Source organism: Polaribacter aestuariivivens, assembly GCF_005885675.1.
GTDB classification, from domain to species: Bacteria; Bacteroidota; Bacteroidia; order Flavobacteriales; family Flavobacteriaceae; genus Polaribacter; species Polaribacter aestuariivivens.
Window position 1 is genome coordinate 549005 of the sequence record NZ_VANR01000002.1, and the last position, 23440, is coordinate 572444.

The 23440-nt window shown below is 29.8% G+C and carries 17 protein-coding genes; 13 read left to right on the forward strand and 4 right to left on the reverse strand.

The genetic code is table 11. From position 1 onward, the window contains the following. Positions 1–19 precede the first annotated feature (19 nt). Both FDT66_RS05805 and FDT66_RS05810 read left to right on the forward strand, forming a co-directional pair. Positions 20–1060 carry a M28 family metallopeptidase gene (locus FDT66_RS05805; protein WP_138535202.1) on the forward strand — a complete coding sequence of 347 codons (1041 nt, stop codon included), beginning with the start codon at positions 20–22 and terminating at the stop codon, positions 1058–1060. A gap of 223 nt (positions 1061–1283) precedes the next feature. Further along, positions 1284–1580, forward strand: coding sequence for a hypothetical protein (locus FDT66_RS05810; protein WP_138535203.1), 297 nt, complete (start codon positions 1284–1286; stop codon positions 1578–1580). 13 nt (positions 1581–1593) lie between these two features. Here FDT66_RS05810 and recG read toward each other — a convergent pair whose 3' ends face one another. Next, positions 1594–3690, reverse strand: coding sequence for an ATP-dependent DNA helicase RecG (gene recG, locus FDT66_RS05815; RefSeq protein ID WP_138535204.1), 2097 nt, complete (start codon positions 3688–3690; stop codon positions 1594–1596). Positions 3691–3768: 78 nt separating this feature from the next. Between recG and FDT66_RS05820 the strand changes: the two genes are divergently transcribed. The 7 genes from FDT66_RS05820 to FDT66_RS05850 all read left to right on the forward strand — a co-directional run bounded on the left by FDT66_RS05820 (position 3769) and on the right by FDT66_RS05850 (position 16215). After that, positions 3769–4980, forward strand: a complete 1212-nt coding sequence (locus FDT66_RS05820) for an RsmB/NOP family class I SAM-dependent RNA methyltransferase (protein WP_138535205.1) — start codon at positions 3769–3771, stop codon at positions 4978–4980. A 75-nt stretch (positions 4981–5055) separates the two neighbouring features. Next, entirely contained in the window at positions 5056–7269 is a 2214-nt protein-coding gene (locus tag FDT66_RS05825) for an endonuclease (protein WP_138535206.1), read from the forward strand. After that, positions 7269–8357 (forward strand): endonuclease, encoded by a 1089-nt coding sequence (locus tag FDT66_RS05830; RefSeq protein ID WP_138535207.1) that lies wholly within the window; start codon positions 7269–7271, stop codon positions 8355–8357. The genes FDT66_RS05825 and FDT66_RS05830 overlap by 1 nt, the downstream gene beginning before the upstream one ends. A 148-nt stretch (positions 8358–8505) precedes the next feature. Next, positions 8506–12192, forward strand: a complete 3687-nt coding sequence (gene purL, locus FDT66_RS05835; protein WP_138535208.1) for a phosphoribosylformylglycinamidine synthase — start codon at positions 8506–8508, stop codon at positions 12190–12192. Positions 12193–12243: 51 nt separating this feature from the next. Then, positions 12244–13053 (forward strand): helix-turn-helix domain-containing protein, encoded by an 810-nt coding sequence (locus FDT66_RS05840; protein ID WP_138535209.1) that lies wholly within the window; start codon positions 12244–12246, stop codon positions 13051–13053. Positions 13054–13317: 264 nt separating this feature from the next. Continuing rightward, positions 13318–14115 (forward strand): pentapeptide repeat-containing protein, encoded by a 798-nt coding sequence (locus FDT66_RS05845; RefSeq protein WP_138535210.1) that lies wholly within the window; start codon positions 13318–13320, stop codon positions 14113–14115. Between the two features lie 324 nt (positions 14116–14439). After that, positions 14440–16215 (forward strand): AMP-dependent synthetase/ligase, encoded by a 1776-nt coding sequence (locus FDT66_RS05850; RefSeq protein ID WP_138535211.1) that lies wholly within the window; start codon positions 14440–14442, stop codon positions 16213–16215. A gap of 75 nt (positions 16216–16290) precedes the next feature. On the opposite strand, the gene msrA is transcribed toward FDT66_RS05850, so the two are convergent. Beyond that, positions 16291–16941 (reverse strand): peptide-methionine (S)-S-oxide reductase MsrA, encoded by a 651-nt coding sequence (msrA, locus tag FDT66_RS05855; RefSeq protein ID WP_138535212.1) that lies wholly within the window; start codon positions 16939–16941, stop codon positions 16291–16293. Between the two features lie 319 nt (positions 16942–17260). Between msrA and FDT66_RS05860 the strand changes: the two genes are divergently transcribed. Then, positions 17261–18985 carry a DNA polymerase III subunit gamma/tau gene (locus tag FDT66_RS05860; protein WP_138535213.1) on the forward strand — a complete coding sequence of 575 codons (1725 nt, stop codon included), beginning with the start codon at positions 17261–17263 and terminating at the stop codon, positions 18983–18985. A 6-nt stretch (positions 18986–18991) separates the two neighbouring features. Here the strand turns inward: FDT66_RS05860 and FDT66_RS05865 are convergent, their stop codons facing one another. Next, a complete protein-coding gene (locus tag FDT66_RS05865; RefSeq protein WP_138535214.1) occupies positions 18992–20845 on the reverse strand; it encodes a cation:proton antiporter in 1854 nt (617 codons plus the stop codon). 350 nt (positions 20846–21195) lie between these two features. Between FDT66_RS05865 and miaE the strand changes: the two genes are divergently transcribed. Both miaE and FDT66_RS05875 read left to right on the forward strand, forming a co-directional pair. Continuing rightward, positions 21196–21777 (forward strand): tRNA-(ms[2]io[6]A)-hydroxylase, encoded by a 582-nt coding sequence (gene miaE, locus FDT66_RS05870; RefSeq protein ID WP_138535215.1) that lies wholly within the window; start codon positions 21196–21198, stop codon positions 21775–21777. A 28-nt stretch (positions 21778–21805) separates the two neighbouring features. Further along, complete coding sequence (locus tag FDT66_RS05875) at positions 21806–22237, forward strand: DUF4268 domain-containing protein (RefSeq protein ID WP_138535216.1); 432 nt, start codon at positions 21806–21808, stop codon at positions 22235–22237. Positions 22238–22408: 171 nt separating this feature from the next. On the opposite strand, the gene FDT66_RS05880 is transcribed toward FDT66_RS05875, so the two are convergent. Next, positions 22409–22747, reverse strand: a complete 339-nt coding sequence (locus tag FDT66_RS05880) for a DUF4870 domain-containing protein (protein ID WP_138535217.1) — start codon at positions 22745–22747, stop codon at positions 22409–22411. 188 nt (positions 22748–22935) lie between these two features. On the opposite strand from FDT66_RS05880, the gene FDT66_RS05885 reads away from it, so the two are divergent. Beyond that, positions 22936–23436 (forward strand): Dps family protein, encoded by a 501-nt coding sequence (locus FDT66_RS05885; RefSeq protein WP_138535275.1) that lies wholly within the window; start codon positions 22936–22938, stop codon positions 23434–23436. Positions 23437–23440 lie beyond the last annotated feature (4 nt).

Consider the following 23440-nt stretch of genomic DNA (forward strand, 5'->3'; position numbering starts at 1 on the left):
AAAAACACTTTTTTAATCGATGAAAAAAATACTTTATGTTGCTAGTGCAATTGCTTTTATGGCTTGTGGTTCTAGTAAAACTGCATCTAATGAAGATGCTAACGTAGATCAAGCTGCTAAATATGCAGCAACAATTACTGCAAAAGACTTAGGTGCACATCTATTTACTTACGCTTCAGATGAGTTTGAAGGTAGAGAAACTGGTGAACCTGGACAGAAAAAAGCAGTTGAATATTTAAAAAACTTTTATGTTTCAGAAGGTATTGTTTCTCCTTTAGGTGGTGATGACTATTTTCAAGAAGTTCCAGCAGAATGGATTAACAAAAATGTTAGAAGAGGAAAATACAAAGACTCTGAGAATGTTGTAGCGTTTATAAAAGGATCAGAAAAGCCAGATGAAATTGTGGTTATTTCTGCTCACTTAGATCATGAAGGAATAAAAAATGGAGAAGTTTATAATGGTGCAGATGATGATGGATCTGGAACTGTTGCTATTTTAGAGATTGCTCAGGCTTTTCAAATGGCAGCAAAAAATGGTAAAGGTCCAAAACGTTCCATCTTATTTTTACACGTAACAGGTGAAGAAAAAGGTTTGTTAGGTTCTAAGTACTATACAGATGTAGATCCTATTTTTCCTCTAGAAAACACTGTTTGTGATTTAAATATTGATATGATTGGTAGAATTGATGATAGACATAAAGCTGACCCAAACTACGTATATTTAATTGGTTCTGATAAGTTAAGTACAGAATTGCACACAATTTCTGAAGCAATGAATAAAAAATATATGAATATTAATTTAGATTATAAATACAATGATGAAAATGATCCGAATAGATTTTATTACAGATCTGATCATTACAACTTTGTAAAAAACAATGTTCCAATTATTTTCTATTTTAATGGAACTCATGCAGATTACCACAGACCTTCTGACACTCCAGATAAAATAAACTACGAATTGTTAGAAAACAGAACACGTTTGGTTTTTCATACAGCTTGGGAAGTAGCAAATATGGATACCAGAATTATTGCTGATAAAGCAACACCAAAACAATAAAACATTAGTTTTTACGCATAACAAACTAAAACCGAGCATGTTGCTCGGTTTTTTTTATTCTAAATGTTAAAAAATAGATTTTTAAATAATTAAAAGAACTTATATTAAAGAATAAACATTTTGAACTTTAAAAAATACCAAATTCACAAAAAATTAACAATTTAAAAAAGTAGATTTTTTATATTTGTACTAGCTAAGAATCAATCATTTTAAACTAATACTTATGAAAAAAATATTATTTTTTATTGCAGTTCTATTTGGTTTTAATGCAGTTGCACAAAACACCAAAAAGGTTCAGGGTCCTGAAGCTAAAAATTATAAATATTGGGAACATAAAAAAGTTCCAACTATAATCACTTTGAATAGTTTTGAAAAATTAGATTTGAAAGGTCCAGAATTTAAAAACCTTAAAATCTGGGAAAGAAAATTATCTGATAATAAAATTGTTCTTGCAAGAAATACTAAAATTAGAAAGGTTACAGGGCCAAAAGCTAAAAACTACAAGCCTTGGCAGAATTAAAAAAAAATTAAACCTAACTTATATTTGACCAAATCTTAGATGATTTGGTCATTTTTGTATAGGCTTGTTTTATTGGTAGGTTTTTTTCTTGAGACAAAGTGCTATCTTCTTGTAAAATTGATATAGCAGTATTTCTAGCAGCTACTAGTATTTTAGAATCTTTTACAACATCTGCAATTTTCAAATTTAAAACACCACTTTGTTGTGTTCCCATCAAATTTCCAGGACCACGTAATTTTAAATCTACTTCAGCTATTTTAAAACCATCTGTAGTTTCTACCATTGTTTGCAATCGAGTTTTTGCTTCTTCCGATAATTTATAGCTAGATAGTAAAATACAATAACTTTGGTCTGCACCTCTTCCAACTCTTCCTCGTAATTGATGTAATTGAGATAGCCCAAAACGTTCTGCACTTTCAATAATCATAACACTTGCATTGGGTACATTTACACCTACTTCAATTACAGTAGTTGCAACCATAATTTGTGTTTCGCCATTAACAAAACGTTGCATTTCAATATCTTTATCTGCAGGTTTCATTTTACCATGAACAATACTTATTTGATATTTTGGTGATGGAAACTCTCTTGATACGCTTTCATAACCATCCATTAGATCTTTATAATCCATCGCTTCAGATTCTTCAATTAATGGATATACTATGTATATCTGTCTTCCTTTTGCAATTTCGTCTTTCATGAATTTAAAAACAGACAGTCTGTTACTATCAAATCTATGAACTGTTTTAACTTCTTTTCTTCCTGGAGGTAATTCATCAATTACAGAAATATCTAAATCGCCATAAACAGACATGGCTAAAGTTCTTGGAATTGGTGTGGCAGTCATCACTAAAATATGTGGAGGCAATGTGTTTTTTGTCCACAATTTTGCTCTTTGAGCGACTCCAAACCTGTGTTGCTCATCTATTATTGCTACTCCTAAGTTTTTAAATTTTACTTTATCTTCAAGTAAAGCATGTGTTCCAACTAGAATGTGCAAACTTCCATCTTCTAAACTCGTATGAATTTCTCTTCGCTTTTTTGTTTTTACAGAACCTGTTAAAATATCAACTTTAATATTCATTCCTGATAAAAGTTCGGAAACTGCAGTGTAATGTTGATTTGCAAGTATTTCTGTTGGAGCCATAATTGTGGCTTGAAAACCGTTATCAATAGCTAAAAGCATTGTTAATAAAGCTACTATTGTTTTTCCTGAACCCACATCTCCTTGTAAAAGACGATTCATTTGTGCGCCAGTAGAAACATCATTGCGTATTTCTTTTACAACTCTTTTTTGGGCATTCGTTAATTCAAATGGTAATTTTTCAGTATAAAATTGATTAAAAACTTCACCAACATTTTCAAAAACAAATCCTTTTATTTGCGCTTTATTAATGAGTTTTTTTCGTAATAATTGTAATTGTATAAAAAATAGCTCTTCAAACTTTAATCGATTTTGAGCTTTTGCTAAATTTTCTTGACTTTGAGGAAAATGTACATTTAATAATGCATCTCTCTTTTTCATCAATTTAAAATCGTCTATAATTTCTTGTGATAAACTTTCTTGAATTGAGTCATAAACTTGTTGTAGTAAGTTTTGAATATAATTACGCATCAACTTATTAGAAACTCCAGAGTTGGTTAATTTTTCTGTAGAAGGATAAACTGGTTGCATTTTCGTTTGCAACTTTTTTTTGTACTCTGTAACTAGTTCCATTTCTGGATGCGGAATGCTAAAACTACCATTATAATGATTCAGCTTACCATAAACCACATAAGGTTCGTTAACTTTTAAGGAGTCTTTAATCCATTTTTGTCCTTTAAACCAAACCAATTCCATAGTTCCAGTAGCATCTTGAAATGTTGCCACTAACCTACTTCCTCTTTTTTGCGCAACAGACTTTACATGAGTTATTTTACCAACAATTTGAACTTCTGAAGAGTTGGGTTGCAAATCTTTGATGGCATAAAATTGAGTTTTATCAATATATCTAAAAGGAAAAAAATTTAATAAATCATTACAGGTTTTTATTCCTAATTCTGTATACAAAAGCGCTGCTCTTTGTACACTAATTCCTTTGATATATGTAATTGGATAGCTTAAATTCAACTTTAATAAGTTTGTAAAAACGAAAATACGAAATACCTTTTATTTCACGTATCTTTGCACTCGATTTATAATTGAAAAATGAGATTACATAGAAATTTAACATTTGCTGTAATAGATAGCATTAGAGATATATTTAATGAAGGTGTTTATGCAGATAAAGCTGTTGAAAAAGCCTTAAAAAGAGACAAACGCTGGGGAGCAAGAGATCGTAAATTTGTTGCTGAAACTATTTATGATATTGTTCGTTGGAACCGATTATATGCAGAAATTGCCGAAGTAAAAATACCTTATGACAGAGATAATATTTGGAGGTTATTTTCTGTTTGGTGTATTTTAAGAGGAATTTCTTTACCTGATTGGAATCAAATTGGTGATGTTCCAGAAAGAAGAATTAAAGGACGTTTTGCTGAATTATCTAAAATAAGAAAATATAGAGAATCTATTCCTGATTGGATGGATGAACTTTGTGTAGCTGAATTAAGTGAAGAAGTTTGGACAAAAGAAATTGCTGCTTTAAACGAACAAGCAAAAGTAATTTTAAGAACCAATACATTAAATATTTCCAAAGAAGTTCTTCAAAAGAAATTAAAATCTGAAAATGTAGATACTGAATTTGTACCTAATCATCCAGATGCTTTATTGCTTCCAGAAAGAGCCAATGTTTTTAAAACAGAAGCTTTTCACAATGGTTTTTTTGAAGTTCAAGATGCTTCTTCTCAATTAGTTGCAGCTTACTTAGATGTTAAACCAGGTATGAAAGTTGTAGATACTTGTGCTGGAGCTGGTGGTAAAACACTACACCTATCTGCCTTAATGGAAAATAAAGGACAAATTATTGCCATGGATATTTACGAAAGCAAACTTCGTAAATTAAAAGTTAGAGCTAAAAGAAACAAAGCACATAACATAGATATGCGAGTAATTGACTCTACAAAACCTATTAAAAAACTTTATGGTAAAGCAGACAGAGTTTTAATTGATGCCCCTTGTTCAGGTTTAGGAGTTATTCGTAGAAACCCAGATTCTAAATGGAAATTACAGCCAGAATTTATAGATAATATTAAAAAAGTTCAACAAGAAATATTACAAAGTTATTCTAAAATGGTAAAACCTGGAGGAAAAATGGTGTATGCAACATGCTCTATATTACCATCAGAAAATCAAAATCAAGTTAATACTTTCTTAACATCAGAAGCCGGAAAAGAGTTTACCTTTGTATCCGACAAAAAAGTGTTAGCTCACAAATCTGGTTTTGATGGATTTTATATGGCTTTACTAGAAAAAAAGTAAAATTTCAATAATTGCTAGTTGAAATTTTAAATAATTGAAAAAGAAAAAATAGTCTAATCTTAAAATCAATTTTATATGTTAAAAAGATTTTTTTCTTTTTCATTCATAGTATTTACATCACTTATAAGTTTCTCTCAAGAAAGTTATTATTCAGATGTTAATTTAAACTTAACAGGTATTACTCTAAAAGAAGAGTTAGCTACTAAAATTATTGCTACACATTCGCAATTTTTATTTTATGACCAAATTTGGAATGCTTCACAAGCAACAGATGTAAACCCTACAAACCCTCAAGAGGTTTTGTTAGTTTATGGTTGGGAAAACGGAACAGATTCAGATGTTACAAACAACAGAACTCGAGGTATAAATGATTTTAGCGGAAGTTCTGGAGATTGGAATAGAGAGCATATTTTTTCTCGTTCTTTAGGAACTCCAAATCTTGGAGAAGCTGGTCCTGGATCAGATGCACATCATTTAAGACCTTCAGACGTTCAAAGAAATTCATCAAGAGGAAACAGATTTTTTTCTGATGGTTCTGGTGCTAGTTCTGGAGCCACTACAGAATCTTATATAGATCCAATAGATGGTACAAATTCATTTGGTTGGTTTCCTGGAGATGAATGGAAAGGAGATGTTGCAAGAATGATTATGTATATGTATTTACGTTATGGTGACAGATGCTTACCAACAAATGTTGGTTTAGGTAGCTCCTCTTCTACTCCAGATGATATGATCGATTTATTTTTAAAATGGAATGTAGAAGATCCAGTTTCCGATTTTGAAAAAGCAAGAAACAACTATCATGAAAATACTGCAAACCAACATGCGCAAGGAAATAGAAACCCATTTATTGACAATCCTATTTTAGCAACTAGAATTTGGGGAGGTCCAAAAGCAGAAGATACTTGGGGTATTTATACCAGTTCAGATACTGAAGCACCATCAATACCTAATAATTTAATAGTTTCAAACATTACCACTTTTTCGGTTGATATTTCTTGGACAGCCTCAACAGATAATACAGCAGTAACTAGTTACGATGTTTTTGTTGATGGTGTTTTAGCCAAAAACACAACTGAAACTTCTACAACTATTAACAACTTAAATTCAAATACAAACTATTCTTTTACAGTTTTAGCAAAAGACATAGCCAATAATACTTCTGCTCAAAGCACAGCAATAAATACTACAACTTTAGAAGATACTGAAGCACCATCTATACCAACAAATATTGTTATAAGTAATCAATCTGGTACTTCTTTTGTAGCTTCTTGGAATGCGGCTACAGACAATACAGCAGTTATAGGTTATGACGTTTTTGTAGATGGAAGTTTTTTAGCTTCAACACAAGAACTAACATATACTGTTGCAAATCTTTCTACTTCTACGACTTATGCTGTACAAATTTCAGCAAAAGATGCTGTAAACAATAAATCTCCTTTAAGTACAGCTGTAAATGCAACAACTACAGATGGTTCTACAACTACTGCCAATGAATTATTTTTTTCTGAATATGTAGAAGGTTCATCTAATAATAAGGCAGTAGAAATAGTAAACGTAACTTCAAATGATATCGATTTGAGTGCATATAGTTTAAAAAGACAAAAAAATGGAGGTAAAGACGCTGGAGATGATTGGGAAAACGAACTAAAACTCTCTGGAACTATAAAGTCTAAAATGGTGTATGTTATTGTAAATGGTGGTGCAGAATTTAGCTCATCTTCAAGTGACCCTAATGTAGCTATAGCAGGAGACTTTTTAATTTCTAAAGCAGATTTTATTCAGCCAAATGCAAGTGAAACAAATTTTGGTGCACCAATAAACTTTAATGGTGATGATCCTATTGGGTTGTTTAAGAACGATGTTTTAATAGATATTGTTGGAACCTATAATAGTGGAGGTGGAAATTTTGGAAAAGATAAAACCTTACGAAGAAAAAATGGAGTGGTACAACCAAATACTGCTTTTGATCTTGATAACGAATGGGATATTTTACCAAAAGATACTGTAGATGGAATTGGAACACATAGCGCAATTTTAAATGTCGAATCGTTTTTAGAAAATGAAATTTATTTATATCCTAATCCAGCTGATTCAACTTTATTTATAGACAATAAAAATAATATTGACATTAAAAACATGACAATATTTAATTATTTAGGTAAAAAAATAATCACCGTAAAAAAACCTGAAAATAATATAGATGTTTCTACTCTAAGTAATGGAGTATATTTTATAAAATTCAATATAAATAACACTATTTATAGTACTAAATTCATTAAAAAGTAATGAAACAAAAATTACTTATTTTTTTATTTTTGTCAACCACATTACTTGGTTATTCACAAATTCCTACAGGATATTATGATAATGCAACAGCAAGTGGTTACTCATTAAAAACACAATTGAAATCAATTATAGACAATATAAATGATGAAAATGGACAAGCCTTTCACGATACAAGTGTAACTTATGGTGATTTGTGGGATTTGTATGAAACATCAGACGTAAGAAATGATGGAAAAGTTTGGGATATTTATAGCAATTGTAACTTTACCTTTTCAACAGATCAAGATAGAGGTTCTGGAGGTACAACAGAATGCGATAAGTATAATAGAGAGCATACTTTTGCACAAAGCTGGTATGGAGGCAGCAACTCACATCCCTTAAGAGGAGATGCGCATCATGTTTTTCCTTCAGATAAAAAAGTAAACGGAATAAGAAGCAATTATGCTTTTGGTGAAGTTTTAACTGCAGATTATACTTCGAATAATGGTTCTAAAAGAGGTACAAGTAGTATTACTGGACCAAATGATAAAGTTTTTGAGCCCATAAATGAATATAAGGGAGATATTGCTAGAGCATTATTTTACGTTTCAGTTCGTTATCAAGATGAAATCAATAACTGGGAAAACAATAACAATGGAGCTGACAATATGCTTAATGGAACTAGTGATAAGGTTTTTGAGCAGTGGGCTTTAGACATGTTGTATCACTGGCATTTAGAAGATCCTGTAAGCCAAAAAGAATTGGATAGAAATGATGAAATTTTTAAACATCAAAAAAATAGAAATCCTTTTGTAGATCATCCTGAATATGTAAATCAAATTTGGGGTGCAGTATTATCTACTGAAAACTTTTCTACAATAAATAATATTAAGATATATCCAAATCCTACAAACGGAAACAATTTATTTGTAAAAACAACACAAAACTGTGAAGTTCAAATTTACAATGTTATTGGTAAGCTTGTTATTTCCGAATGTGTAAATGCCTCAAATAATACAATTAACCTCTCCAATTTAAACAAAGGAGTTTATTTGATAAAAATAATTTCTCAAAACAAATCCATTACAAAAAAATTAATAAAATCATAAAATTAAAAGACAACTCTTAAAAAGTTGTCTTTTTTTTTTGGTTGATAAACACGTGAATAACTCCTAAATTTCAATTAAATAATTTATTAAAATTAAGTTGAAAAAAGGTAAATTTGCATTTTTACAACAACACGCAAACACCACTAAAATGATTCATTTCTTTGGAAATACAAACAGTAAAGTATTCGCTGTTCAAACCACAAAAAAATTAGCTAAAAAAACAATTGATAAATTGACTTGGCTTTTTGGCAATCAACCAAAAATAGAAGAAACCAATTTAGATGCTTTTTTTGTTGGTCCAAGATCAGCAATGATTACACCTTGGAGTACAAATGCTGTAGAAATTACTCAGAATATGGGAATTTCAGACATTATAAGAATTGAAGAATTTACAGCTGTTACAGAAGATTTTACAGATTTTGACCCAATGATTTCAGAGAAATTCAAGGGCTTAAACCAAGAATCATTTACCATAAACATACAACCAGAAGCCATTTTAAATATTGATGATATTGCTGCTTACAATCAGCAAGAAGGCTTGTCTTTAAGTGATGAAGAAGTTGAATATTTAGAAGGTGTTGCTACAAAAATTGGAAGAAAATTAACAGACTCTGAAGTATTTGGTTTTAGTCAAGTAAACTCAGAACACTGTCGTCATAAAATATTTAACGGAACTTTTGTTATAGATGGTGAAGAGCAACCTACTTCCCTATTTAAAATGATAAAAGAAACTTCAAAGGAAAATCCTAATGATATTGTTTCTGCCTATAAAGACAATGTAGCCTTTATAAAAGGGCCAAAAGTGGAGCAGTTTGCGCCGAAAACAGCAGACAAACCCGATTTTTACGAAACAAAAGATTTCGATTCTGTAATTTCATTAAAAGCAGAAACGCACAATTTCCCAACTACAGTAGAGCCTTTTAATGGAGCTGCTACTGGTTCTGGAGGAGAAATTAGAGACAGATTGGCTGGTGGAAAAGGTTCTTTACCTTTGGCAGGAACTGCTGTGTATATGACTTCTTATTCGAGATTAGAAGAAGATAGATATTGGGAACACAAATTCAAAGAAAGAAATTGGTTATACCAAACTCCTATGGATATTTTAATAAAAGCATCCAATGGAGCATCCGATTTTGGTAATAAATTCGGGCAACCTTTAATTACAGGGTCTGTATTAACTTTTGAGCATGAAGAAAATTCATCTTCAAGTGAAGCTAACCCAAGAAAATTAGGTTTCGATAAAGTAATTATGCAAGCTGGTGGAATAGGTTATGGAAAAGCAGAGCAAGCATTAAAAGATATTCCAAAAGAAGGCGATAAAATTGTAATTTTGGGTGGAGAAAACTACAGAATTGGAATGGGTGGTGCTGCAGTTTCTTCTGCAGATACTGGAGAATTTGCATCAGGAATTGAGTTAAATGCTGTACAACGTTCGAACCCAGAAATGCAAAAACGTGCTGCAAATGCTGTTCGTGGCATGGTAGAAAGTGATGAGAATTTTATTGTTTCTATTCACGATCATGGAGCTGGAGGACACTTAAATTGTTTGTCGGAATTGGTAGAAGATACTGGAGGAAAAATAGATTTAGATAAATTACCTGTTGGAGATCCAACTTTGTCTGCAAAAGAAATTATTGGTAACGAATCTCAAGAAAGAATGGGATTGGTAATTGCAGAAAAACACATAGATACATTACAAAAAATAGCAGAGCGCGAGCGCTCGCCAATGTATACTGTTGGAGATGTTACTGGAAACGATCGTTTTACTTTCGAATCTAAAACTACTGGCGAAAAACCAATGGATTTAGCTTTGGAAGACATGTTTGGTTCTTCTCCAAAAACAATTATGACAGACAAAACTGTCATCAGAAATTATAAAAATCCGCGTTATAAAATCAAGAATTTAGAAATCTATTTAAAGCAAGTTTTACAGTTAGAAGCTGTGGCTTGTAAAGATTGGTTAACAAATAAAGTCGATAGATGTGTGGGTGGAAAAGTTGCCAAACAACAATGTGTTGGTCCTTTACAAATTCCATTAAATAATGTGGGTGTAATGGCCTTGGATTATCATGGAAAAGAAGGTATTGCAACCACAATTGGGCACTCCCCTATTTCTGGATTAATTCATCCAGAAGCTGGAAGTAGAAATTCTATTACAGAAGCATTAACAAATATGATTTGGGCGCCATTAAAAGATAATTTAAAAAGTATTTCATTATCTGCAAACTGGATGTGGCCATGTAAAAACGAAGGTGAAGACGCACGTTTGTACAAAGCTGTAAAAGCGGTTTCAAAGTTTTCTATTGATTTAGGAATTAATGTGCCTACAGGAAAAGATTCGCTTTCTATGAAGCAAAAATATCCAGATGGTGAAGTAATTTCTCCAGGAACAGTGATTATTTCTGCAGCAGGAAATTGTAACGAAATTAACAAAGTTGTAGAACCTGTTTTACAAGTCAATGGTGGAAATATCTACTACATAAACATTTCGCAAGACGAATATAAATTAGGTGGAAGTTCTTTTAATCAGACTTTAAATGCTATTGGAAATGAAGCGCCAGATGTTACAAACCCAACATATGTAAAAACTGTTTTTAATACGATTCAAAAATTAATAAAAGACGATAAAATTGTTGCTGGGCATGATATTGCTTCTGGCGGATTTATTACCACTTTATTAGAAATGTGTTTTGCTGATGTAAATTTAGGAGCCGATTTTAATCTTTCTGAATTGAATGAAGAAGACACAATAAAATTATTATTTTCTGAAAATGCAGGAATTGTTTTTCAAGCAGATGAGTCTGTTGAAGCTATTTTAAAAGACAATGGAATTGCAGCATTCAATATAGGAACTGCAAACAATTCAGGAAAAGTAACCATTAAAAACAACGAAGAAACCTTCGCTATTGATGTAACTGAAATGAGAGATGTTTGGTATAAGACATCTTATTTATTAGATGATAAACAAACTGCAAACGGATTAGCAAAACATCGTTTTGATAATTATAAAAAGCAGCCTTTACAATACACTTTTCCAAAACATTTTACTGGGAAATTACCTGTCATTTCAAGCGCAGTCGAGAAATCTCGTCCAAAAGCAGCCATAATTAGAGAAAAAGGTTCCAACTCAGAGCGTGAAATGGCAAATGCTATGTATTTAGCTGGTTTTGACGTGAAAGACGTTCACATGACCGATTTAATTTCTGGTCGTGAAACGCTGGAAGATATTCAGTTTATTGGTGCTGTTGGTGGTTTTTCTAATTCGGATGTTTTAGGTTCTGCAAAAGGTTGGGCTGGAGCATTTTTATACAACGAAAAAGCAAATAAAGCATTGAAAAACTTCTTTAAAAGAGAAGATACTTTGTCTGTGGGAATTTGTAACGGTTGCCAATTATGGATGGAATTAGAACTCATCAATCCAGAGCATAAAGTACATGGTAAAATGACTTACAACGATTCTAAAAAGCACGAAAGTTCTTTCACATCCGTAAAAATAAAAGAAAATAATTCTGTAATGTTATCAAGTTTGGCTGGAACAGAATTAGGTGTTTGGATTTCTCACGGAGAAGGAAAATTTAGTTTACCAGAAACGGAAGAAAACTATCATATTGTTGCCAAATATGGTTATGAGGGTTATCCAAACAACCCAAATGGTTCAGATTTTAACACTGCTATGATGTGCGATAAAACTGGACGCCATTTAGTAACAATGCCTCATATAGAGCGTTCTACTTTTCAATGGAATTGGGCAAATTATCCATCTGGAAGAAAAGACGAAGTATCTCCTTGGTTAGAAGCTTTTGTAAATGCTAAAAATTGGATAGAAAATAAATAATATTGTTTTTATTAAATTAAAAACTTTTAAATAAAAACTGATTTAGCTCTTATGAAGCTTTCATATTTTGATACGTCTAAAATTTCTCATCTCATTACTGAGTTTTATACCTTATCATTCTCTGAAAGTATTGTTCCATACTCCACAACTATAATTCCATTTGGTTTTACTGGAGCAACCTTTATTTATGATGATGGACAAAAAGCAGTACAAAATAATAAAGAAACTGTTTTAAAAAACTTAGTTCTTAACGGTCAGTTTTATAAACCTTATAAATTTTGTGTGCAAAAATCTGGGGAATCTTGTGGCTTAAATTTTAAACCTACAGGTCTTTATAAATTAACTGAGTTAGATGTTTCTCAATTCACAAATAAACACCTCTATTTTGAAAAGATTGATAAATTTTTGAACAATAAATTATCTCCCATATTTATCAATTATAAAAATAATAAAGAAAAATTATTTTCCGAATTAGAAAAAACTCTTCTATCATTACCCTTACACGAAACAAAATACACAGAAATAATTGATGTTTTAATAGACAAAATTCATGAATCAAAGGGAATGTTGTCTGTTACAAGTTTGCTAAAAACACTTCCTATTGGACAAAAAACATTAGAAACAAAGTTTAAAATGATTGTAGGTTTAACTCCTGGCAAGTACATTCGTTTACATCGTTTTATAAATTTAATGCGCAAGTACGAACAACAAGAAATAGACTTAAAAGATTTAATTTATACGTATGATTATTACGATGAAGCTCATTTCTATAAAGACTTTAAGCTTTTCACTTCTCAGTCACCTAAAAAATACTTTAATAGCGAATACGCAATCATAAAAAAAGCGTTAAAAAACAACTAATTACGATTATTTACAAAAATTAAACAAAAAATGAGTTTACCTTTGTATTGGTTAGTTTATTAAATTGTATTTAGGGGGATAATTTAATATAAAGTTACATGAAAAAGAAACAGCTAACTAAAGTTGTTATGAAATGAAAAAGATCGATTAATTTCGATCTTTTTTTATTTTAAAAAAGAATTAAGTTGATTTAAAATATGTGAATACTGTCACACTTTAAGTTTTGTGTGGTCTTTATAATAAAAACAACTTAAATTCTAAAAAATGAAAAAAACACTAACCTTATTCTCACTTATCGTATTATTTATCTCAACAATTTCTTTTGCTCAAACCAACATCGAAGCTTCAGATATACTTAAAGACATAAAAGCAGGCAAAACAATTTCTTATAGCAATGTTACTATTGTTGGTGTTTTGGATTTTACGTATATGGATGAAGCTTTAGAAAAACTTCCGAAAAAGAAAAAAAATAGCTGGTTTAATTGGAATAACAATGGAAATAATGGAAACCAAATTAAGAAATTAATTGATGTTAAAATTTCATTTGTAAATTGTACATTTAGAAATGATGTATTAGCATACATTCCAGATGAAGATTCTGGCTATACATTTACTGCTAGTTTTGAAAATGATGTAATTTTCAAAAACTGTAATTTTGAAAGAAAAGCCATGTTTAAATACTCTCGTTTTGAAAGAGATTCAGACTTTTCAGGTAGTGTTTTTGATGATGACACTACTTTTAAATATGCTAAATTTGATAATAAAGCTAATTTTGAAAACACTTCTTTTGATGAAGTAGCAACCTTTAAGTACGCTAAATTTAAGACAAACGTTAGTTTTTCAAATTCAATTTTTAAAGATTCTGCCATATTTAAATATACAAACTTTTACGATGGTGTTTCTTTTAAAAATACAAAATTTGAAGAAGATTTAAATATTAAGTACATGAAAGTTTCTGGCGATTTTAATATTTCTGGGATGGATGTTGCTTATGATATTGATTCTAAGTACACAAAAGTAAATGGTAAAAGTTTTAGCAAATATCTAATTGACAAAAAATAGGTATTAATACGTATATACAGTTTAATAATACATTGTAAATTTGTATTAATAGATTATGGTTGGAATTAGGGGCTAACCAAAATCAGTTTACGGCTAGCTTTTTCAATTTTGATTAAGCTAGTTTCGTATTTTTAGACAAAAAATTAAAAGTTTATATTCCCCAAAAATCATATTAAAATGATTTTTTTTTAAATAAGGTTCATCTTAATTGATGAATCTTTTTATATACTTAAAACCTCTTAAAATCACTACCAAAAAGACTCGTAATAAGTATTTGTGAAATAGCCGTAAATTTCCTAATTTGCAATATACTAATACACACACATGGCAATAGAAATAAAAAGACTATTTGATTTTCCTTATTATCAATTAGAAACCTATAATTTAAAAGACGCATTTACCTCTAAATACAAAGATGAATGGAAAACGATTTCTACTCAAGAGTATATAGATAGCGCTAATAAAATTAGTAGAGGCTTGTTACGCTTAGGAGTACAACCAAATGATAAAATTGCTGTTATTTCTAGCACCAACAGAACAGAGTGGAATATTTGTGATATCGGAATTTTACAAACTGGTGCACAAAATGTACCTATATATCCTACAATTTGTAAAGAAGATTATGAGTATGTACTAAACCACTCAGAATCTATTTACTGTTTTGTTTCAGATACAGAAGTATTAGAAAAAATAAATAAAATCAAAAAAAATACACAACTAAAAGCTGTATTTACATTTGATGATATTGCTGGTGAAAAATCTTGGAATGAAGTTTTAACTGCTGGAGAAGATACTGAAAACCAACCAGAATTAGATAAAAGAAAAGCTGCTATAAAAACAGAAGATTTAGCAACACTAATATACACTTCTGGAACCACTGGAAAACCAAAAGGTGTAATGCTTTCGCATAAAAATATTGTAACCAATGTTTTAGCTTCTAAAGAAAGAGTGCCTTTAGATTATGGAAACTCAAAAGGACTAAGCTTTTTACCTGTTTGTCATATTTTTGAACGCATGATTTTGTATTTATATCAATACTGTGGTGTTTCAATTTATTTTGCAGAATCTATTGAAAAACTGTCAGAAAACGCACAAGAAATTAAACCAAACGTAATGACAGCTGTACCACGTTTGTATGAAAAAATTTACGATAAAATCATTTTAAAAGGCGAAACCTTATCTGGTATTAAAAAAGGATTATTCTTTTGGGCAGTTAATTTAGGTTTAAAATATGAACCAAATGGCGCTAATGGTTGGTGGTATGAAAAACAATTAGGTTTGGCTAGAAAATTAATTTTTTCTAAATGGCAAGCTGCACTTGGTGGCGAATTAAAGTTAATGGTTTCAGGTAGTGCTGCACTTCAACCAAGATTAACTAGAGTATTTGCTGCTGCAAATATGCCAATTATGGAAGGTTATGGTTTAACAGAAACTTCGCCTGTTGTTTCTGTAAATGATCAAAGAAACAAAGGCTTTAAAATAGGTACAGTTGGTAAAGTAATTAGAGATGTAGAAGTAAAAATTGCTGAAAACGGAGAAATTTTAGTGAAAGGACCTAACGTTATGATGGGCTATTATAAAGATGAAGAAAAATCTGCAGAAGTATTAAAAAATGGCTATTTTCATACTGGTGATAAAGGTCAATTTGATGACGAAGGTTTTCTAAGCATTACTGGTAGAACCAAAGAAATGTTTAAAACTTCTGGAGGTAAATATGTAGTTCCACCATTATTAGAAGGTGAATTAAAACAATCATTATTTATAGAACAAATTATGGTAGTTGGTGAAGGTGAAAAAATGCCTGCAGCAATCATACAGCCAAACTTTGAATTTATAAAAGATTGGATTGATAAAAAAGGTCATAAAATTGGAAAAACCAACGAAGAAATTATCAACTCAGAAATAATTAAAAATAGAATTCAAAAAGAAGTAGATAAATGCAACACACATTTTGGAAAATGGGAGCAAATAAAACGTTTTGAGCTCACACCAGATGTTTGGTCTATTGATGGAGGACACTTAACGCCAACTATGAAAATGAAACGTTCCATTATAAAAGATATTTATAATGATTTATACGAAAAAATTTATAGAGAATAATAAGTAAGTTTTACAAAACTAAAAAAGCAACTCAAAAGAGTTGCTTTTTTAGTTTATTAACATTATCCAATAAAATTAATGAGTATCTTTTAGTAATTCTGGAAATTTCTTTTTAAAACGATTTAATCTTGGTACAGAAACTGCTTTTACATAGCTTTGATTCGGGTTTCTTTTTTCAAAATCTTGATGATACTCTTCTGCTTTATAAAAACGCTTTAACTCTTTAACTTCTGTAACAATTTTGCCATTGTAAACATCTTTATTTAATTTATTTATTGCATTTTCTATAATTTGCTTTTCTTCTGCAGTTTTATAAAAAGCAATTGAACGATATTGAGTACCATAATCTGGATGTTGTCCGTTTACAGTTGTAGGGTCATGTGACCCAAAAAAAACAGTAACTAAAGTTTCGAAACTTACTTTTTTTGGATTGTAGTAAACAGCAACAGCTTCTGCATGACCAGTTCTTCCTGTTCCAATTTTTTCATAAGTTGGGTTTAATGTATTACCACCTGCATAACCAGAAACAGCTTCCTCTACTCCATTTACACTTTCAAAAATAGCTTCAACGCACCAAAAACAACCACTTGCAAAATAAGCGACTTTGGTATCTTCTTGTGGTGTATACATAGCTTGTTGGTTACCTTGTTTTTTATTAGAAAAACCAAAACAAGAAATTAATAAGATAGTACAAGAAAGCACTAATAGAGATTTTATAATTTTCATAAATTTTATTTTTTTTGAATAAATCATTTTTTTAAAGTAAAAATTGCACTGAGAATATTACAAATAAATCAAAGTGCAATTTTCGGAACTTTTAACTCGAAAACAATAACTTTCGAACATTCATTTAGTCGCAAAATTACACATCTATTTACAGTTGTTTACAACTTTAGCATTTTATTAAGAAACCTATTTGTTTAAGAGTCTTTAGATGATTATTTTTGTTAAATAATGATTAAATTTTAGATTGTTTTTAATTGAAAAAAATAATCCTAACGAATTGTAAGTCTTTAATTGAAAAAAAAAAAATTAGATTTTATAAATGGAGCATTTTATAGTATCAGCACGTAAATATCGTCCTCAAAATTTTGAAGATGTTGTTGGGCAACAAGCCATTACAAATACGTTAGATAATGCTATAAAAAACAATCATTTAGCTCAAGCTTTATTATTTACTGGTCCAAGAGGTGTTGGAAAAACATCTTGTGCAAGAATTTTGGCAAAAAAAATAAATCAGCAAGATGCAGATATTTCTGAAGAAGAAGATTTTGCCTTTAATATTTTTGAATTAGATGCAGCCTCAAATAACTCTGTAGATGATATAAGAAGTTTAACTGACCAAGTTCGTATACCACCACAAACAGGAAAATACAAAGTTTATATTATTGATGAGGTTCATATGTTGTCTCAATCTGCTTTCAATGCATTTTTAAAAACATTGGAAGAACCTCCTGCTCATGCTATTTTTATTTTAGCCACGACAGAAAAACATAAAATAATTCCTACTATTTTATCGCGTTGTCAAATATTCGATTTTAAAAGAATTGGTGTTTTAGATGCTAAAAACTATTTAAAAACCATTTGCGAGAAAGAAAATATTACTGCTGAAGACGATGCTTTGCACATTATTGCTCAAAAAGCAGATGGTGCAATGCGTGATGCTTTATCTATTTTTGATAGAGTTGTTAGTTTTTCAGGAGAAAACCTAACGCGTGAAGCTGTTACAGAAAATTTAAATGTTTTAGATTACGAAACGTATTTTAATATGACAGATTTGGCATTAGAAAACAAAATACCAGATGTATTAAATGCGTTAAATACTGTTTTAGAAAAAGGTTTTGAGGGACATCATTTTATAAATGGTTTAGCAAGTCACTTTAGAGATTTATTAGTTGCCAAAGACAAAGCAACTTTAGGTTTATTAGAAGTTGGTGATGCTACAAAAAAGAAGTATTTAAAACAAGCTGAAAAAGCAAGCATTCCTTTCTTAATGCAAGCAATAAGTAAGGCAAATGATTGCGACTTAAATTATAGAGCAAGCAAAAACCAACGTTTGCTGGTGGAACTAACTTTAATGCAAATTGCCTCTATCACTTTTGATGGAGAAAAAAAAAAGCCAGCTAATTACATAATTCCAGCAACTTTTTTTCAAGCACTATCTCCTGCAAAAAAACAAGTAGTAAAAACTGAAGCTTCAACTTTAAAAACTGAACAAAAATCAGTTTATAAAAAAGATGCTATTTCGTTAGAAACTACTGTTACTACTGAAAAGAAAAAGCAAGTACAAAAAGTACCTAAATTAAATATTACCAAAAGAAAATCATCTTATTCTTTAAACAGTATTTACGAGAAAAAAACTACGGTTAAAGCTAAGCTTGAAGAAAATTATGACAATCATCCAAAAGATGCTTTTACAGAAGTTCAGCTTAGAAATTTGTGGAAAGAATATGCTAAAAATTTGCAGAAAAAAGGGCAAAAAAGCATGGCTTCTATTGTTGGAACAGACAAACCAAATTTTACACCACCTTTTACAATTACATTTACAGTTCCAAACAAATTAATGCAAGATCAGTTTCATAAAGGAAGACCGAAATTGCTTAAGTTTTTGCGTGAAAACTTAAATAATTACGGAATTACAATAGAAACAATTTTAAATGAAGCTGTAGAAAAAAAGTTTGCATACACACCTCAAGAAAAGTTTAATAAACTGAAAGAGAAAAACCCACTTTTAGAAAAATTACGTCAAACCTTTGAGTTAGATTTGTAAAAGATTTTAAACCGTTAATTTTGATTTATCACTCTCTTTATTTTCTTCTAAAGGTTTTCCTAAATACACCAATGTACAGTTTTCTTTAGGTTCTTCTAATTTCTCAAATTCAGGTATTAAATACATTTCTTCTTCTTTTTTCACAAATAAAGGTACAGATCTAGACTCTCTAAACAGTTTAGAAATCATAGCTTCATAAGCATCTTCAGTACTAATAGCTACTTCGTAAATTTTTGGATTGTCTCTAAAAGCTTCACTTAAATTAATGTAATCGTCTTTTGGAGTTAAAAATTCTGTTCTACTTTTTAAATTTTTGTTTCTAATTTCTTTGGAAGTAGCTAATCTGTATGAACCATGCTCACCAAATGCTGTTGTAAAGTTGTTAATTGCATATTGGTTTACAGCTTCACTTCCTGTCATTGCTATTAAATATCCTACATCATTTAACTCAATATTATCAGTTAAATCTTCGTCATAAATATTAATGGCATATGCTTCTAAATCCATATTATTAGCTTCTTGTATGAAGTTTTTATTTGAATCTATTAAAACTACTCTTTTATTATTTTCTTTTAAGTAGTGTGCAATTAATCTTGCTGGACTTGATGCTCCAACTATTAAAATAGCATTTGAACTTTTTAGAAAAACACCCACAAGTTTTGCAAACAATCTTGCTGTAGTTGCATTCAAAAGTACAGTACCTAAAACAATTGTAAATACTAATGGCGTAATATATTCTGCACCTTCTACACCTTGTTTTAAAAGTTTACTTCCAAATAGTGAAGCAATACCAGCTGCTACAATACCTCTTGGGCCTACCCAACTTATAAATAGTTTTTCATTTAATTTTAATTTGGACTTGTAAGTACTTGCAAAAACAGCTATTGGTCTTATCACAAACACTACAATTGCAAATAATGCTGCTGTTTTCCAAGTGTATAATAACATTAAATCTTCAATATCAATGTTTGCTGCTAATAAAATAAAAAGAATAGAAATTAATAAAACACTTAAAGATTCTTTAAAATAAAGTAATTCTTTTAAGTTTTTTAATTTTCCATTTCCTAAAACCATTCCCATAACCACTACTGCTAATAATCCAGATTCGTGTGCAAAAAGTTCGGATTCTACAAAAACTAATAAAACTGTTGATAGTGAAACAACGTTTAATAAATAATGAGGAATTAATTTTTTATTAATTGCGTAAGCTAAAGCATGAGCGAATGTAAATCCGAAAGTAGTTCCAAATAACAAAATTTTACCAAATTCAATTAAAGCTGTTTTGGTAAAACCTCCTCCACCTCCAACACTAATAAATTCAAAAACCAATACTGCTACTAAGGCTCCTATTGGGTCTATTAAAATTCCTTCCCATTTTAAAACGGTAGAAATATCTTTCTTTAAAGGTATGTTTCTTAAAATTGGCGTAATCACTGTAGGTCCAGTTACAATAATTAATCCTGCAAAAAGAAAGGACAAATCCCAACTTAATTCAAAAATATAATGTGCAATAACCCCTGAACCAAAAAAAGTAACAGCAGAACCTAGTGTAATTAATTTTGTAATTACAGGACCTACATTTTTAATTTCAGCTCTTTTAAGAGTTAAACCTCCTTCAAAAAGAATTATACTTATAGCAAGAGAAACAAAATAATACAAACTCTCACCAGGAAAAAGCCCTTTTTGTCCATTCCATATAGGTTCAATCCATTTAGAACCATCTTCACTTAAATATGCTGCAGCTATTGGTCCTACCAATAAACCTATTAAAATTAAAGGTAAAATTGCAGGAATTTTAAATTTCCAAGCAACCCATTGTGCTAATATTCCTAAAATAATAATTCCAGCTAATTCTAACATACGTTTTCAATTTTCAAAAAAGTAAATTTAAGGATGTTTCTGTAGCATAAAAATAAATTTACTGTTTTTTTCTTGTAACCAAAGTTACTTTTATACTTGAAAGAGATTAGCAATACATAACTTTTAAAAAAAATTAATCACCTTTTTTTAAAGTTGAGAGAATTGCTAATATATTAATGACTGAATTTATAAGATGTATCTACAAAAAAACTATAAATAAAGTAGAAAAAATTAGAGATTGCTTTACAGATGAATTAATTTTGCTTTTGAAAAGTAATAATAACTATCTTTCTTTAAAGCTTAAACATTATTTTATAAATTGTTTAGCAAGCATAAAAAATTAATATACAATGTTAGGACTACAGTTTGAAACCGAAACTTCTTGGGCAGAAATTGCCAAAGTAAATTTAGAACAAATATTAACAGATCATGCTTTTTTAGAGCAAAAAGCAGCTTCTAATGCGGTTTCCATTATTATAAATTATTCTGAAGAAACTGAGCTTGTTAAAGAAATGAACAATATTGCTATCGAAGAAATGCAACATTTTAAAATGGTACATCTTTTAATGGTAAAACGTGGTATGGTTTTAGGAAGAGAGCAAAAAAACGATTATGCAATTCGTTTACAGAAATTTTTTCCAAAAACTAAAGATAGAACAAATGCCTTAGTACAACGTTTGTTAATTGCTGCTTTAATAGAAGCTAGAAGTTGCGAAAGATTTAAAGTGTTTTCTGAAAACATGGAAGATGAGGAATTAAAAAAATTCTATAAAAATTTAATGATTTCTGAAGCTGGACATTACACTACTTTTTTACAGTTTGCTAGAGAATATCAAGATAGAAAAATTGTTGATGAAAAATGGAATGCACTCTTAGCTTTTGAAGCTGAAATGATGCGTGAGCGAGGAAATGCTGCAAAAATTCACGGTTAGAAATACCAAATTTAGAAACTAAAAAAATATGTTCTCTAAAGAAGAAGCTGCTAAATTACGAAAAGACTTTTGGACAAGTTTCGGAAAATCGTTTCCAAGAAAATGGCTTTTGTACAATACAAAAATTAAGGGTGTTGCTTTTAAATTTGTAGCAGACAGAAAAAAAGCAATGGTTGCTTTGGATTTAGAAAATCCTGATGAATTAGTTAACATGCTTTACTATGACCAATTACTATCATTAAAAACTTTGTTAGAGTCTGATTTACCAGAAGTAATTTTTGATGATGAATATACCTTGGATAGTGGAAAAAAAATTCATAGAATTTATATTCCTTACGAAGGTAAGTTTAGCATTCATAATAAAAATACTTGGCGCGATTGTTATGAATTTTATATGGAAAACATGACAAAATTTGAGCTTTTTTATTACGAATACGAAGATATTATAAAAAATATTTAACTTTTTTGCTTGCTATTTGTAAATAAACTTGCCTGCGTTAAGGATTGTAGCAATTGTTTGAGCTCTTTTTTGTTTTTGCAAAAAAAGCGAGTGCGAAAAGCCTGACCTGAAAGGGAACGCCCAAAAAATGACTTGAATAAAAAAACCGTTTAAAAAAAAACGGTTTTGATTTTATTTGATAAATTGTATGCTAAATGGATAGTTTGGTGGCTCGTTATTACTTGCTTTAATTGCATTTATGATAGGAAATATTAAATAGAAAATACCAACTACAATTAAACCCAAAATTCCTAGTCCGAAAAATATTATAAGAGGGATACATATTAAAATGTATAAAAACATGGAAATTCTAAAGTTTAAAATTGCTTTTCCGTGATAATCCATACCCAAAACTTCATCTTTTTTTGTTAGCCATAAAACTAATGGAACTATAAAACCACCAATTCCTGATACGAAATCTAGTAATTGACTTATGTGTGTTATTACTAATAATTGTTTGTCTTCTTTCATTTTTTTTTTAGTTTGATTAGTAACTATTAGACGCAAATTTATTGATTTTGTTACGATTACCTTTTACAAAATTTAAAATTTAATTCCTCTATATATATGATTTGCGTTAAAATGTAAATTGTAAGAGGTAATAAAAAATTGATATCAGTCTTAATTTTGGTGTGTATAATAAACTAAAACACAAAATGATGAATTATTTAAATGTAAAAAATGATAGGGTTTTACCAATTGTTTCAGAATTAAATGTTCTTCTGGCAGATTATCATGTGTATTATCAAAAATTAAGAAATTTTCACTGGAATATTTTAGGAAAAAACTTTTTTGAATTACATAGAAAGTTCGAAGAAATGTATAATGACACAAAAATTAAAATTGATGAAGTTGCTGAAAGAATAATTACTCTTAAATACCATCCAATCAGTAAATTATCTGACTACATAGAAATTTCTAGAATAAAAGAATCTAGTCCATTACTTACTGATAAAGAAATGGTAACCATACTTATTGAAGATCATAAAATACTTTTAGAACAATTAAATAAAGTTATTGAAAAAGCAAATGAGGCTAAAGACGAAGGAACTATAGATTTAATTGGTGCTTATATTAGAGAGCTAGAAAAAGTTACTTGGATGTTAAATGCTTGGTCTAAAGACACTAAAGATGAATTAAATACAAGTTTTGTAAAATAAAAAA

Coding starts and splice junctions, on each gene's coding strand:
- FDT66_RS05850 (WP_138535211.1), top strand. CDS start 14,440: ATGGCAATAGAAATAAAAAGACTATTTGATTTTCCTTATTATCAATTA.
- FDT66_RS05880 (WP_138535217.1), bottom strand. CDS start 22,747: ATGAAAGAAGACAAACAATTATTAGTAATAACACACATAAGTCAATTA.
- FDT66_RS05830 (WP_138535207.1), top strand. CDS start 7,269: ATGAAACAAAAATTACTTATTTTTTTATTTTTGTCAACCACATTACTT.
- FDT66_RS05885 (WP_138535275.1), top strand. CDS start 22,936: ATGAATTATTTAAATGTAAAAAATGATAGGGTTTTACCAATTGTTTCA.
- FDT66_RS05810 (WP_138535203.1), top strand. CDS start 1,284: ATGAAAAAAATATTATTTTTTATTGCAGTTCTATTTGGTTTTAATGCA.
- msrA (WP_138535212.1), bottom strand. CDS start 16,941: ATGAAAATTATAAAATCTCTATTAGTGCTTTCTTGTACTATCTTATTA.
- FDT66_RS05805 (WP_138535202.1), top strand. CDS start 20: ATGAAAAAAATACTTTATGTTGCTAGTGCAATTGCTTTTATGGCTTGT.
- FDT66_RS05865 (WP_138535214.1), bottom strand. CDS start 20,845: ATGTTAGAATTAGCTGGAATTATTATTTTAGGAATATTAGCACAATGG.
- miaE (WP_138535215.1), top strand. CDS start 21,196: ATGTTAGGACTACAGTTTGAAACCGAAACTTCTTGGGCAGAAATTGCC.
- purL (WP_138535208.1), top strand. CDS start 8,506: ATGATTCATTTCTTTGGAAATACAAACAGTAAAGTATTCGCTGTTCAA.
- FDT66_RS05845 (WP_138535210.1), top strand. CDS start 13,318: ATGAAAAAAACACTAACCTTATTCTCACTTATCGTATTATTTATCTCA.
- FDT66_RS05875 (WP_138535216.1), top strand. CDS start 21,806: ATGTTCTCTAAAGAAGAAGCTGCTAAATTACGAAAAGACTTTTGGACA.
- FDT66_RS05840 (WP_138535209.1), top strand. CDS start 12,244: ATGAAGCTTTCATATTTTGATACGTCTAAAATTTCTCATCTCATTACT.
- FDT66_RS05825 (WP_138535206.1), top strand. CDS start 5,056: ATGTTAAAAAGATTTTTTTCTTTTTCATTCATAGTATTTACATCACTT.
- FDT66_RS05860 (WP_138535213.1), top strand. CDS start 17,261: ATGGAGCATTTTATAGTATCAGCACGTAAATATCGTCCTCAAAATTTT.
- FDT66_RS05820 (WP_138535205.1), top strand. CDS start 3,769: ATGAGATTACATAGAAATTTAACATTTGCTGTAATAGATAGCATTAGA.